Origin of the sequence: Clostridium pasteurianum (genome assembly GCF_001705235.1) — a bacterium.
Lineage (GTDB): Bacteria > Bacillota > Clostridia > Clostridiales > Clostridiaceae > Clostridium_S > Clostridium_S pasteurianum_A.
In genome coordinates, this window is the sequence record NZ_MCGV01000002.1 from 69,345 (window position 1) to 82,966 (window position 13,622).

Sequence of the window (13,622 nt, forward strand, 5' to 3'; positions counted from 1 at the left end):
GGGAGGTTGCTTATTATGATGAAAAATTTAGGTTCAAACGCTTTTGGGTATGGTTATCCAGTTCCGGTTTTAATGGTTGGCACTTATAATGATGATGGAACAGTCAACGTGATGAATTTGCATGAGTGTACAAGAACAAATGCCGGTGATCTCGCATTATGTATTGGTCCACGTAGTAAGACGCATGAGAACATTGAAAAGAGACGCGCATTTACTGTTGCACTGGTTAATCAGAATTTGATAAAGGAAGTGGATTACTTTGGAACTGTAACTGGTCATAGAGTTCCTGATAAATTTGCAAAAACAGGCTTGAAGGCTGTAAAGAGTGAACGCATCAATGCCCCTATCATCGAAGGCAGTCCACTAGTCATCGAATGCGAACTCATAGAGGTTTTAAGAACAAATTATTTCACTACTGTACTTGCCAGGATTGTCAATGTAGCAGCAGATGAGTCAGTATTAGATAAAACCGGCATAATTGATGCCAAGAAAACAGGAATGTTATTTTTTGATCCGTTCAGCAACAGCTATTTTTCATTAGGTGAGAAAGCTGGAAATGCATGGGGCGAAGGAAAAAAGTATCTGTAAATCCTCGCTTAGAATTCTCCCTTATCTTTTTAAAGTATATTATTCCAAATCTATCACTAAATCATACAAAAAATGGGGCTGCCGCACTAATTTCTTAGTGCGACAGTTTTTTGATATAAAAAATAAATTTCTCATCCAAAAGAATAAAATATTTATGGCAATATTAACATATGCCTAAATACACTAATTTACATATGTACTCTTCGCCAAAACTGGTATTGCTACTGCTATAAGGATTGCACCCATAAAAGCTGGTGATGCATGACCAAGTGATACATAGATTTGACCTCCAATTATAGGACCGATTATTCTTGCTAAAGATTGAATAGACTGGCTACCTCCTTGAACCCTTCCTTGTTCACTAGAATTTACAGACTTGGAGACCATTGCATTGAATGAAGTTCCAAATATTGAATCACCAAAACCAAATATAAACATTCCAGCAATAAAAACAGGGTAGAATAGGAAGAACGCTGATGCTGCAATAAAAATATATCCCATAATCTCTGAAATCATTCCAAGAATTGCTATCCTTTTATCACTAAGTTTTATCAAAAGTTTTGGTACTATAAAACCTTGTGAAATAATGTCTTGCATGCCCATAATTGAAAACATAAGTCCGATTAATGCAGGCTTCCAACTGAAAGTGTCCATTGTAAATTGCGAGAAAACTGCTTGCAAAGATCCGTTTGGTATCCAAAGTAAGAATGCTGAAACAAGCAGTCTCTTTAAGTTTTTCATGGAAAGTATACTTGCAAGCTGTGTGAATGGATTTAGTCTCATAAAAGTAATTTCTTTTAATCTATTATTTCTGTCAAGGCTTTCAGGCATAAAAAAGAATCCATAAACAACATTTAATAAAGTTATTATTGCTCCAAAATACATGGGTACAGAATAACCGAACTTGGCAAGTAATCCGCCTAAAGTTGGACCAATGACGGTACCTACACCTACAGTAGCACTTATCCACCCAAAATACTTGGTTCTCTCTTCACTAGGAATAATATCTGCAAAATATGCAAAGATAGTGCTTATATTTCCGCCAGTTATACCATCTATTATACGCCCAACGAACAGTACCCATAAAGCTCCTCCTATACCAAAAACTAAGTAACCTATGGCAGAGCCTAAAAAACATACTAAAAGAACTGGACGACGTCCATATTTGTCGCTCAAAGCTCCAAGTCCGGGAGCTGCAAAAAACACACAGGCGGCATAGACAGAGGTTAGTAGTGTAACAACTATAGCTTGATTTTTAGGATTACTGATATACGGCCGAACTAAGAACGGGATGACAGGTGATATGATAGTGAAGCCTAATCCACAAAGAAATACAGATACAAGACCGAATGTTAAAGCATTTTTACTTAATGTTTGTTCCGTGTCATGTTTATTGTATGATTTAAATTTGAACATTCAAATTCTCCTCTCAAAAGTTATCATTTTGTTTCCTTGGAAACATGTTTATCATATCATTATTTTGTTTCTTAGTCAACAAAATAATGATAAAAAAATATAGCCTACTCTTAATAGAGCTAAGCTACATGTAGTTTCATTATTCAAATTTATTTCAACTTAATTAATACCTAGATCTCTTTTCTTTATTTCTTTATCCAAATGCTTAATATAGTTTTCCAAAAAATTAAGCATACTATCAAATTGATCTTCAGTCATCTCGTCAAATACGACTTTATCACGTTCTTGAAATTCTTTGTGCAATTCCTCATGGATTTTATAAATTTTTTTCCCTTGTTCAGTAAGTCTAAAATAAATTTCTTTCTTATTATCTGGTTTCTGATAGCTTTCAATGACTCCACTTTTTATGAGCTTCTTGGTCATTTTACTTATGGCACCTCTAGTCATATAAAGGAGCTCTGCAAGTTGTGTCACGTTAGAATCTACATTTTTTCCAATGCATTCGATATAATGCACTTCAGAAGACTTAAACCCCTTAAGACTGTCTTCCATCCTAAACTTATTAAGCCAAGCCATCTTATTAAATAATTCCCTTAAACTCATCATGATCTGTTCTTCTTTGTTCATAACCTATCCTCCCACTTGCTTATATATTAACAATATTATATTAAACTATTGTTTCCATTTCAACAATAGTTTAATATAATTATTTCAGTAAGAATAAGTCGGTGGCATACTACCACCTTCTCCTCATCAAACCGTGCATGCGCTTCTCTCGCACACGGCTTTCCGATATTCTTCTTTTTAACATAACCACTATAAAGCTCTAAATAAATATTAATATATTATTAAATATTGGAGAATTTGTTATGAAAATGATCATTTAAATACGACAAAGCTGCAATAAATACCGTATAACCTAGCTTTTAAGCGTTTTTGAAATGAAAATATATAATATGGTATACTTGATAAAATAAATTAGAACTTGGACAAGCATTTAAGGAGGAAATAGATGAAAAAGAACATTTTATTAGGAGCTATACTAGTTGTTATTATTCTAATATTTAGATCATATCCCTTTTTTAACACAGATATAATGCCTGTTTCACTGGAGACTAGAAACTTTGAATTAAATTCTGGACAGGGAAACAATATTTCAAAATATATGCAATCAAAATCAGCTGAAGCAAAGGTAATAGACTTAATTCCCAATAAAAGTGGAAGTAACAAAGTAAGTAATAAAGTTAAAGTAAAAATAATAGCTGGTAAATATAAAGGTCAGATAGTAACAGTTAATAACTTAATTGATAATACAGATACAAATAAAAATGATATTGAGTATTACAATGTTAAAAAAAATGATGAGGTAATACTGCATTATGATATTAATAAGAATGGCAATATTACTGGTGCATATATAAATGATTTTATACGATATAAAAACCTTATAGTAATAGCCGGCATATTTATTATGTTACAAATACTGATTGGCGGCAAAAAAGGATTAATATCACTTTTCACTCTAATACTAACAATGACTCTTGTAATAACCATTATAATGCCTTTAATTTTAAAAGGAAATAATCCAGTGCTGCCAACAATAATAATTTGCATTATAACCTTGGTGACGAACTTCGTACTGGTAAGTGGATTCAATCAAAAAAGCTTAGGAGCTATTTGCGGCACGTCACTCGGAATGATACTTTCAGGAATACTATTTCATATTTCCGGAAGTGTATTAAGAGTTACTGGCATGAGTTATGAGGATAATCAAACCCTTTCAGAAGTACTAATGGGTAAAACCGTTGACATTAAGGGAATATTTTTTTGTTGTGTTATGCTGGGTGTTTTAGGAGCAATTATGGATATCGGAATAACAATATCGTCTACCATGTATGAAATAAAAAAGGGTAATCCCAATATTTCTGAGAAAGAATTGATTAAATCTGGTATGAATGTTGGTAAAGATATAATGGGAACTATGTCTAATACTCTTATACTTGCATATTGGGGAAGTGCAATGATAATGCTAATAATTTTTGCTTCAGATGGTATGTCTTTTATAGAAATCATAAATCAAGATATAGTATCAAGCGAAATTTTAAAAGCCTTAATTGGTGGTATTGGCATTGTACTTACTATACCAATTACTGTGTTTATAACTGCTAAGCTCAATAAGGTTTCAAACTGTTTTATAAGAAAATTTTTGCCTAAAAGCTGTAAATCCTAGTTTAAGAAGCCTATTCTAAAGTTTGTGTAAACCTCAGAATCGGTGTAAGATACAATTACTCAGTTTGAAGGTTTGCACAGAACTTGAAGCAAACTCGCCTACATCCTACATAGACACTATTTGTTTATAATTATTAGTCCTACAAATTTTTTGGCTTCGGAGCATTAAGTTCAAATTACTAACTTTCCAGCTGTGATATTTAATTCTTTTATGCCTATTATATACATAATTGAATATATCTCCTGAATATATTTTGAAATCAAGTGAATTACATTGAGCTATTAAATCTAAATCTTCGCCACTATTTAACCTGTTAAATTTGACCTTGTCAAAAATATACTTTTTCATCACTAGCGTTGCTCCAGCTACAGCTTTACTATAACAGCTGTCATTCCCACCGCACCAAAGATTCAGAGATTCATTTTCTTCAAAATATATAAAATGTGATGCTTTGCCAACGATATCAGCACTTGTATAATTGAAAATATTCATTAAATCTCCAATATAGTTTTCTCCATAATAATCATCATCATCCATTTTTGAAATGTAATCATAATTTGAATTTTCTATTCCAAAATTCATGCTTTCCCCCAAAGATATATCTTCATTTAACTTATATATTTTAATATTGGGTAAAATAGAAAAATAGCTTTTGTATTCTTTTATATTCAATTTATTAGAATTTAAAATAATTATAAATTCCACTTCAGGATACTTGCATCTAACGAAATTCTCTTTAATATTTTTTTTAAATTTTGCCTTGTTAGTAACAGTTATTATAGTTACTCCCGGTTTATATGCAGATGAAAACTTTTTTCTGATTTTCATGATTTCTAATTTTTTTTTTTAAGTATACTTCATTTAAATTGTTATTCATTTTTATTCTCCTTATTTATAGTACATCTATCATTTCCTTATAATTAATTCTCTTAGTTAAAAAAACATAACCTTGTTTTAAAATATCTTTATTAACTTTCCAGGTATTATTGCCCATATCTTTATGCCTTATATACAAATAATTAAATGGATCTGTTGCATATATTTTAATTCCATCAAAATAACATTTAGTCAAAAAACTAGTATCTTCTGCAACATTCAAATGTTCAAATTTACATTTTTTAAATACCGATTTCTTTATCAGTAATGTGCCACCAGCTAAACCTCGTACATATCTATGAACAAAAGTAGGATTATTTATATAAATGCTGGAGTCATCTTCAAAGCATATAAAATAAGCTGCCTTCCCTACTATAGCTGCTCTTGTATAATTAAAAGCATTCATTTGATCAGTTAAATAATTAGGACCATAATAATCATCATCATCCATTTTTGCAATATAATCATATTGGGCCACAGAAACACCAAAGTTCAAACATTCTCCTAATGTAGTATTTTCTTTTAATTTAAATATTCTTACATTATCATATTTATCTGTTAATTCTCCACATTCTTTCGCCTTAATATTATCTTTGTTTATAATTATTATTAATTCTTTATTGGGATAATTTAAATTCATATAGTTTTTAGCAATATTGGATATATAATTTCTTTTATTCGTTGGTACTATTATTGAAACATTAGGTTTTTTTAAATTCTTAAATTTATTTCTTAAATTCAGGACATATGATTTTTCCCGTGAGATATTCAAATTAATCCCTTCTATTTGAATTGCTCTTTTATTATAATATGAATCCACACAATTTCATGATACATTGATAAGCTATTGTTAATATTTAATTCATTAGTTTATTTTTGTGGCAAGTTAATGATAAACGTAGTACCAACCCCTAAAGAGCTTGTGACTTTAATAGTACCGTTATGAGCTTCAACAATATTTTTTACAATAGTTAGCCCTATGCCAGTACCACCAGTATCTTTATTACGGGACTCATCGCTCCTATAAAAACGTTCAAAGATAAAAGGTAAGTCTTTATCTGAAATTCCAATTCCATTATCTTTAATTTCTATAATGATGGTATCCTTTAAAGAGCTTAGGGTTACTAAAACTTCACCACTCTTTTTAGAATACTTAAGAGCATTTGTTAATAGGTTATAGATTACCTGCTTAAATTTATCTTTATCCATTAGTATTTCTAAGTTAGGAGTTAATTTTGAATATATCTTTAAACCTGAAGTTTGGTATATGGGCTTAAAGGAAGCTATAATTTTTTCTAGTTCTACAGATAAATTAAATTTTGATTTGTTTAAAACTGAAGTTGTCTGCTCTAATTTTGCTATGTCATTAAGTCCATTTACCAGTTTTATCAGTCTCTCAATTTCATCATAAAAACCTGTAAGTACTTCCTCTGTTGGTTCCCAGACTTTATCCAATAAGGCTTCTATGTGCGACTTTAAATTTGTTAAAGGTGTTCTAAGTTCATGAGCCATATCAGAGGTTAGACGCTTCCTTAAAAGTTCTTGCTTTTTTAAGGTTTCTGCTAAATAATTTATAGATGTAGATAAATCGTCTATTTCTTTTGTTTTAGATATGACAAGAGACCTTGCTTCTAAATTTCCAGTTCTCATTTTATTAGCTATATTAGTTATTTGAATTAAAGGCAAAGATATTTGTCTTGAAAGAAAGATACTTATTATTAGTCCAAAAATTAACGCTATAAAAATGGATAAAAAGAAAGACCGATTGAGTGTCCTTATAAAAGTTTGTGCAGAGCTATTAAAGTAAGATGAATTATAATATCCAAGGGTTATTGTACCAAGCTTTTTATTATTCTTTTTTAATGGATACTTATCCTCAGTGTATTCCCCAGCATTGATTGAAGCACCGTTCATCATTGGTCCCATCATAGAATGCATCATTGATTTTGACATAGGCTTTAAATTATTAGATGTAAATATAGTTGCTCCACTAATATCTTTAACCTCAATATATAGCTTTTCAGCTGAAGAATACCTTAATATCTCGTCCTTATTAGCTGCCGAAAAGCCAGTTTGCTCACTATATAAACTATTTATCCTTGCGGTAATTTTAGCTTCCACAGTTTTATGTTCACTAATTAAATATGTATTAAATTTTTTGCCAATCATATAATTTGAAATTAAACTTGCTGCTATAATGGATATAATTGCAGTAAGTAAAAAGGCTAAGGATAATTTTTTCGTTAAAGATATTTTCATTTATAAATCACCTCAAATTGTTCAGCTATTAAATTTATATCCAATCCCATATATGGACACAATGTACCTGGGGTTTTTAGGATCATCCTCTATTTTACGCCTAATGTTTTTTATGTGGGTATCAATGGTTCTATCAAAACCGTCATAATCAATTCCAAAAGCTTTGTTAACCAATTGATCTCTTGAAAAAACCTGACCAGGATTACTTAAAAGAGCCATTAAAATTTTAAATTCATTAGAAGTTAAATTAACGTTCTTTCCCTGCTTTTTTACAATAAGCTTTTCAATATCTATTTCCAGATCACCATTATTTATAATAAGCAATTCTGCAAGGGGCTTATTATTCCTATAAGTTCGCCTAATAAGTGCTTTAACTCTGCTCACTAGCTCTCTGTTGCTAAAAGGTTTTGTTACATAATCATCAGCACCAATGGTAAGACCTTCTATTTTGTCATCTTCTTCGATTTTAGCTGTAAGCATAATAATCGGCACTGATGAAGCAGCTCTAATTCTAGTGCAGACTTCTTCACCTGAAACTTTAGGAAGCATTAAATCTAGTATGATTAAATGAACAGATTCCTTATTAAATATGTTTAAAGCTTCTTCTCCATCTTTAGCCGTTAAAACCTCAAAACCTTCTTTTATTAAATAGGCTTCAATTACCTTCAGTATTTTTTCTTCATCATCTACTACTAAAATTTTAAGTTTATTATCCATGGCAATCACTCCAGTAATATTAATTAATATATAGTATAAGGGTTACGAGCTTAACTATTCAAGTTTTAAGCATAAGAAAATTGCGGCGTAACTTTTATTAATTTTACAAGCTGCGCCGCATATTATAATGACCATATGTTATTTTTTAAGCATAGTCTTTACTTTAGTATATTCTTCTTCACTAATTTCACCTTTTGCAAATCTTTCATCTAGTATATTTAGTGCCGAATTATCATGTTTTGGAGCATTAGGCATCGTATTTTGTCTTGTCATTCTTAAAATCATAAAAACTATTACTAAAAGTATTAATGCGCCAAAACCCATCATAAAAAACATTCCTCCTCCATCCCCATGGTATCTAGTAAACTGTCCATAATTGCAACTGCTAAGAAATCCCTGATATAACATATTAATCACCTTTCTTTGTAAAACTTTTTTATGAGTTAATTATATATTGTAATTGTGGAGGAAAAATGAAGATAATATTCATTGACTATGTATTAAAATATAGTTGCATATTGCAACTGTTTCATAGTACAATTGTATTGAGGTGTTTTTATGGAAAATAAGAAAAGTGATTGCTTACGTGAACTAATTAGAATATTAGTAAGAGATCTTGGTCTTTTAGAAAAATCTGATTCAAGCTGCCAGGGAGTTACTATATCCCAGTGTCATGCTATTGTAGAAATTGGCAGAGCAAAAGAAATTTCCTTAAATGAACTTGCGGGGATTTTGGAATTAGATAAAAGTACAATGAGCAGAACTATAAATAAATTAGTGGGAGATAGTTTAGTACTTAGAGAAACCCACCCAGAAGATAGACGTTATATTGTTATAAAGCTTACTGAAAAGGGGATGAAGGTATTTAAAACTATAGAAGAAAATATGAGTACATACTATAAAAATATATTTATAGCCATTCCAGAAAATAAAAGAGAACAAATACTTGACAGTTTAAAAGTACTTATTGACGTTATACATGAAAATAAATGTTGTTAGGAGATGATCACTTGAAGGGTGATATTAAGAAAGAGGTTAAAGAATATTACGGAAAGATAGCAAGTAAGGCAATTAAACAATCTAGTTCAAATTGTGAGTGTACTAGATCTTGCTGCTCATCTGTAACTAATAATTCAAATGTATATACAAAAGATTTCATTGATGGGTTACCTGATGAAGCTGTAAATACATCGCTTGGGTGTGCTAATCCAGTGGCACTTGCTAATCCTCAAAAGGGCGAGACTATATTGGATTTAGGAAGTGGTGGGGGAATAGATGTATTTATTTCGTCTAAATATGTAGGTGATACTGGAAAAGTATATGGACTTGATATGACTGATGAAATGCTTGAACTTGCCAATAATAATAAAGAAAAAATGGAAGTAAAAAATGTAGAATTTATAAAAGGATATATTGAAAATATCCCATTGAAAGATGAAATAGTAGATGTTATAACTTCAAATTGTGTTATAAATTTATGTGAGAGTAAGAAAAAAGCTCTGTCTGAAGCTTATAGGGTTTTAAAAAAAGGTGGACGACTGGCAATTGCAGATATAGTGTCACTTAAAGATATACCTGAAGATATAAAAAAGAGTGTAGAAATGTGGGTTGGCTGCATAGCTGGTGCATTATCTATTAGAGAATATAAGGAAATACTTGAAAGTGTGGGATTCACAGAAGTTGAAATTATACCAGTGAATATATATACAAAAGAAACTATGAAAGACATAGCTGAGAAGAAGAACCTCAGTGAATTATATAACAGTATAGATACAGAAGTTATTGATGCTGCGTTTGCAGGAGCACATGTAAAAGCTTATAAATAATTAGAAAGGATTGATACGAATGAATTATAGTATTAGAGAAATGAAACCTAATGATTGGGAAGCTGTAGCTAAAATATACATGGAGGGAATTAATACAGGTAAAGCTACTTTCCAGTCAGAATGTCCAAGCTTTGAAGAATGGGACAAGGGACATATGAAAAACTGTAGGCTAGTAGCCTTTGATGGTGAAAATGTATTAGGGTGGGCTGCACTTAGTCCTACTTCCAGCAGATGTGTTTATAAAGGTGTTGCAGAAGTTAGCATATATATAGGAGAAGCATACAGGGGTAAGGGCGTAGGAAAAAGCATATTAAATTCTTTAGTAAAACTATCAGAAGGAAATGGAATTTGGAGCTTATATTCTGCAATTGTAAGAGAAAATAGTTCAAGTATAGCACTACATAAGAGCTGCGGCTTTAGAGAAATAGGAATAAGAGAGAAAATTGCAAAAATGCCCGATGGAGTATGGCACGATACAGTACTAATGGAACGTAGAAGTAATATTATTGGAAAGTAACTATATCTTAAAATATGTAACCTGTTTAACATTAATAAGACCTCCAAAACTGAGTAATTGTATGTTACATCAGTTTGGAGGCTTACACAAAACAGAATAATCACATTCTTATAAAAAAACTGTTATATATTTACTAGTCAATTAATGAAAGGAATGTGTTGTGATCGCATAATCCATTTGCAGATAAACCATTATCACTTTTAAATGAATTTATTGCAGATCTTAGTCCTGAACCAAATGTTCCTGGATATTCTACACCATTTGGATTATACCCTCTTAACATTACTAAAATTTCAGCTGCAGTAACCATATATTGAGTTTCTCCACTAGTTACATAATGATTGCCTAAAGCACTTCTTGATGCAGGTCCCCAAATTCCATCTACAGAAAGACCAGCACCATAATCCAAGTTCATAGCATGTTGTAAAACTTTAATTCCTGCTTTTTTTGTTTCATATCCCCTAATTCCATCAGTATCAATATTACAGCCAACAAATCTATTCGCTTGTTCTTGTCCAGATTGAACAACTGTATTTGTATCTGTAGGTGTTGGAGTAGGTGTAGGTGTAGGACCATCTTCATTGTACCTTAGAACGCAATCCCAAGGGAAATTGTAATAATTTTGAATACAAATTTCACGACCTGTTTGATCTCCACTTCGTCCTCCTGTTACTCCACCATTTTCATTGCATCTAGCAGCTACAACTTGTCCATCCCCGATATACATTACAGTGTGGTGAGTTTCATTTAGTAATACATCTCCACGTATTAATCCAGATCCTGTTGACAAGCTTACAGATGATGTTACATCAGAAAAACCACATTCTAGAAAAACTCTTTTCATGTTATAAGTACTAGTAGCACCATTGCTTTTTACTGGAACACCAGCAGTCTGCCATGCAGTAATAACAGAAGACGAACAGTCGTAATTAGGTCCCCATCTATATTCCTGATCATAACCGTGTGTATCATCATTTGCCAAATTAATCATCCATCTTGTTGCTGTTTCAATTTTTCCCATAATAAAACCTCCAAATATTTTTTTATAAAATCATCAGCGCTGAATAACTTCGTCTATTAAATACAAATTAGTTCCTAGATATGTAAACTAATTTATAAGGTTTTAATAAGAAAATTTTTGGAGATATACTTAATATAAAATCAAAAAAAGAAAGCTAATATTTTTTGAAAGCTTTCTTTTACAGCTTAAATATTTAAAGAAATATATTAATATAGAAAAAAAGTGTTTGTTATAAATTTCAATTAATTTTGCTTTTTATTTCATTAATAGTGGAATTTATTGAATCTAAAAGATTCAACTTATCCGTAAGTTCTTTTATTATTTCTTGATAATTCTTTTCTCTTTCTTCTTGCTTTAAGTCTCTAGTTTCCTGTGCTTTTAATATGTATACTATAAGCACACAACTAAGGATTGCCCATATTCCTTGGGTAGCAGCTATTTTAATTAATTCGTTAAACATACATTCACCTCCCAATCTAAATCAGATTTAATTCGTATTATTTTTCTTTATCAATGTTTCAATATCACATGATTTTGGATGATATTTAATGCCTTAATTCTAGATTTATGCACTGCTTGTCTACTTATTTTAAGTTTGTTTCCTATTTGTATATCTGAATATTCTAACAAATAATAATATTTTAGAATTAACACTTGATGTTTTGTTAAAAAGTTTAAATTTAATAACTGATCAACCAGCAATTTATTATCGATGTTATTATTATTATCAAAACCTTGTTTAATAATATCAGTATCTAAAGCTATTTCATTATGTTTGGTTAAATAATATTTTCTACAATGATCAATTGCTTTATGATTTAGAGAAACTTGTATATATTTAACTAATGCACCTTCTGAAAAATTTTTTAGTTTATTCAAATCTGAATTTTTTATCATTTTTATAAAAAATATTATTAAATCCGTTTCAGCATCATCATAAACCATCTTTCTAGAAAGTTTTTTAATCAATAAGTTAAATTTATTTATGATTTCTAATAATGCATCTTGATTATTGCCTTTAGCCATAACAATTAAATCATATAAATTACCGTTCATAAATTTTCATCCCCACTTCTTTATTTCATAAAATTTACTTTATAAATAAAGAAAAGGAATTTACTGTAATTTGTAAACCTAATATTTAGTAATAATTTGTAAATAAAAAAGACATTGGTAAAATACCAATGCCTTTAATTTATGTGTGCCACATATTACACTTACTAATTGGTTATGGATATTGATAGTGACAACCATTTAATAGTAAGGTTATTAATTTGGAAGTAGAATCTGAATTAAGTGTATTGTAAAACTTTAATGTAAAAATACTCATATAATACAAAGTTTTTTTAATAATTTATTATAGGTAGATACAATTAGATATATTTAAGAATTTTAATGATACTTTTAAAATAAAATGTAGTTATTGCTTTTCTCTTCTTATTAAAAAAGCCTCAAAAACTGAGTAATTTTATTTTACATCAGTTTAGAGGTTTAAATAAACAGACTTTAAAAGTTATTTGTGAAAATATTACTAAATATTTGCTTTTTATTTACAGTTATCCTTTTATTTGATTAAAAGTAAATATTTCTTATATTATTATAGTACTATTTTGTAAAATTATCTACTAATTTTAACCATTAATATTAATAAAAAACATTTAAGTGAAGTGCCATATAATATTTATATTTTTAATATAATGAAAAAAAATGTTGCAAATTTCAAACATAAGTCATATGATTATAATTGAATATGTTCATATAAGGAGTGAAAAAAATGGATTTAATACAAGTGATGAAAGCATTATCTGATGAAACACGCATGAGAATATTAAATTTACTTGAAAGCGGTGAAATGTGCGTTTGTGAAATAGAAGCAGTACTTGATATTAGTCAATCTAATGCTTCCCGCCACTTAACCAAACTTACAACAGCTAAAATAGTTGATTACTACAAGGTTAATAAATATGTATATTACAAAATGGATCAAGATACAATTAAAGAATTTCCCTTTATAGATGAAATAATAAGAAAACATGCAACTAACTTAGATTCGTGTAAGAAAGATTTTGAAAGGCTAAAAAGTTATAGAGAAAGTGGACTTGGCTGTGAGGATTTAAAGTCAGGCAAGGTATGCTTTAATGATAACTGCTGCACAAAATAGGAGTTGATTAA

Annotated in this window: 16 protein-coding genes; 6 read left to right on the forward strand and 10 right to left on the reverse strand. The window is 29.9% G+C overall.

From position 1 onward, the window contains the following. Positions 1 to 15: 15 nt before the first annotated feature. Positions 16 to 588 (forward strand): flavin reductase family protein, encoded by a 573-nt coding sequence (locus BEE63_RS20465; protein ID WP_066023355.1) that lies wholly within the window; start codon positions 16 to 18, stop codon positions 586 to 588. A 183-nt stretch (positions 589 to 771) separates the two neighbouring features. On the opposite strand, the gene BEE63_RS20470 is transcribed toward BEE63_RS20465, so the two are convergent. After that, positions 772 to 2,004 (reverse strand): MFS transporter, encoded by a 1,233-nt coding sequence (locus BEE63_RS20470; protein WP_066023356.1) that lies wholly within the window; start codon positions 2,002 to 2,004, stop codon positions 772 to 774. 159 nt (positions 2,005 to 2,163) lie between these two features. Beyond that, entirely contained in the window at positions 2,164 to 2,631 is a 468-nt protein-coding gene (locus tag BEE63_RS20475; RefSeq protein WP_066023357.1) for a MarR family transcriptional regulator, read from the reverse strand. Positions 2,632 to 3,016: 385 nt separating this feature from the next. Between BEE63_RS20475 and BEE63_RS20480 the strand changes: the two genes are divergently transcribed. Beyond that, complete coding sequence (locus BEE63_RS20480) at positions 3,017 to 4,234, forward strand: YibE/F family protein (RefSeq protein ID WP_066023358.1); 1,218 nt, start codon at positions 3,017 to 3,019, stop codon at positions 4,232 to 4,234. A gap of 105 nt (positions 4,235 to 4,339) precedes the next feature. Here the strand turns inward: BEE63_RS20480 and BEE63_RS20485 are convergent, their stop codons facing one another. The 5 genes from BEE63_RS20485 to BEE63_RS20505 all read right to left on the reverse strand — a co-directional run bounded on the left by BEE63_RS20485 (position 4,340) and on the right by BEE63_RS20505 (position 8,494). Then, a complete protein-coding gene (locus tag BEE63_RS20485; RefSeq protein WP_066023359.1) occupies positions 4,340 to 5,062 on the reverse strand; it encodes a glycosyltransferase in 723 nt (240 codons plus the stop codon). A gap of 64 nt (positions 5,063 to 5,126) precedes the next feature. Beyond that, the gene (locus BEE63_RS20490) at positions 5,127 to 5,882 is read right to left on the reverse strand and encodes a glycosyltransferase (protein ID WP_066023360.1); all 756 of its coding nucleotides are present in this window, start codon (positions 5,880 to 5,882) and stop codon (positions 5,127 to 5,129) included. 98 nt (positions 5,883 to 5,980) lie between these two features. Continuing rightward, entirely contained in the window at positions 5,981 to 7,369 is a 1,389-nt protein-coding gene (locus BEE63_RS20495; protein ID WP_066023361.1) for a sensor histidine kinase, read from the reverse strand. 21 nt (positions 7,370 to 7,390) lie between these two features. Continuing rightward, positions 7,391 to 8,086, reverse strand: a complete 696-nt coding sequence (locus tag BEE63_RS20500; RefSeq protein ID WP_066023362.1) for a response regulator transcription factor — start codon at positions 8,084 to 8,086, stop codon at positions 7,391 to 7,393. A gap of 138 nt (positions 8,087 to 8,224) precedes the next feature. Beyond that, positions 8,225 to 8,494 carry an SHOCT domain-containing protein gene (locus BEE63_RS20505; RefSeq protein WP_081312674.1) on the reverse strand — a complete coding sequence of 90 codons (270 nt, stop codon included), beginning with the start codon at positions 8,492 to 8,494 and terminating at the stop codon, positions 8,225 to 8,227. Between the two features lie 150 nt (positions 8,495 to 8,644). Here BEE63_RS20505 and BEE63_RS20510 point away from each other — a divergent pair, with 150 nt between their 5' ends. Genes BEE63_RS20510 through BEE63_RS20520 form a run of 3 tightly spaced genes read left to right on the forward strand, consistent with a single transcriptional unit; the run spans position 8,645 to position 10,429 of the window. Then, on the forward strand, positions 8,645 to 9,085 hold the full coding sequence (locus BEE63_RS20510) for a MarR family winged helix-turn-helix transcriptional regulator (RefSeq protein WP_066023363.1): 441 nt from the start codon (positions 8,645 to 8,647) through the stop codon (positions 9,083 to 9,085). A gap of 11 nt (positions 9,086 to 9,096) precedes the next feature. Next, positions 9,097 to 9,912, forward strand: a complete 816-nt coding sequence (gene arsM, locus BEE63_RS20515) for an arsenite methyltransferase (RefSeq protein WP_081312675.1) — start codon at positions 9,097 to 9,099, stop codon at positions 9,910 to 9,912. A 19-nt stretch (positions 9,913 to 9,931) separates the two neighbouring features. Then, the gene (locus tag BEE63_RS20520; protein WP_066023365.1) at positions 9,932 to 10,429 is read left to right on the forward strand and encodes a GNAT family N-acetyltransferase; all 498 of its coding nucleotides are present in this window, start codon (positions 9,932 to 9,934) and stop codon (positions 10,427 to 10,429) included. 133 nt (positions 10,430 to 10,562) lie between these two features. Here BEE63_RS20520 and BEE63_RS20525 read toward each other — a convergent pair whose 3' ends face one another. The 3 genes from BEE63_RS20525 to BEE63_RS20535 all read right to left on the reverse strand — a co-directional run bounded on the left by BEE63_RS20525 (position 10,563) and on the right by BEE63_RS20535 (position 12,506). Then, complete coding sequence (locus tag BEE63_RS20525; protein WP_066023366.1) at positions 10,563 to 11,450, reverse strand: peptidoglycan-binding domain-containing protein; 888 nt, start codon at positions 11,448 to 11,450, stop codon at positions 10,563 to 10,565. Positions 11,451 to 11,688: 238 nt separating this feature from the next. Next, entirely contained in the window at positions 11,689 to 11,910 is a 222-nt protein-coding gene (locus BEE63_RS20530; RefSeq protein ID WP_066023367.1) for a BhlA/UviB family holin-like peptide, read from the reverse strand. Between the two features lie 50 nt (positions 11,911 to 11,960). Beyond that, positions 11,961 to 12,506: a helix-turn-helix domain-containing protein gene (locus BEE63_RS20535; RefSeq protein WP_066023368.1), complete on the reverse strand. Its 546-nt coding sequence runs from the start codon at positions 12,504 to 12,506 to the stop codon at positions 11,961 to 11,963. 718 nt (positions 12,507 to 13,224) lie between these two features. On the opposite strand from BEE63_RS20535, the gene BEE63_RS20540 reads away from it, so the two are divergent. Further along, positions 13,225 to 13,611 (forward strand): ArsR/SmtB family transcription factor, encoded by a 387-nt coding sequence (locus tag BEE63_RS20540; RefSeq protein WP_066023369.1) that lies wholly within the window; start codon positions 13,225 to 13,227, stop codon positions 13,609 to 13,611. Positions 13,612 to 13,622 lie beyond the last annotated feature (11 nt).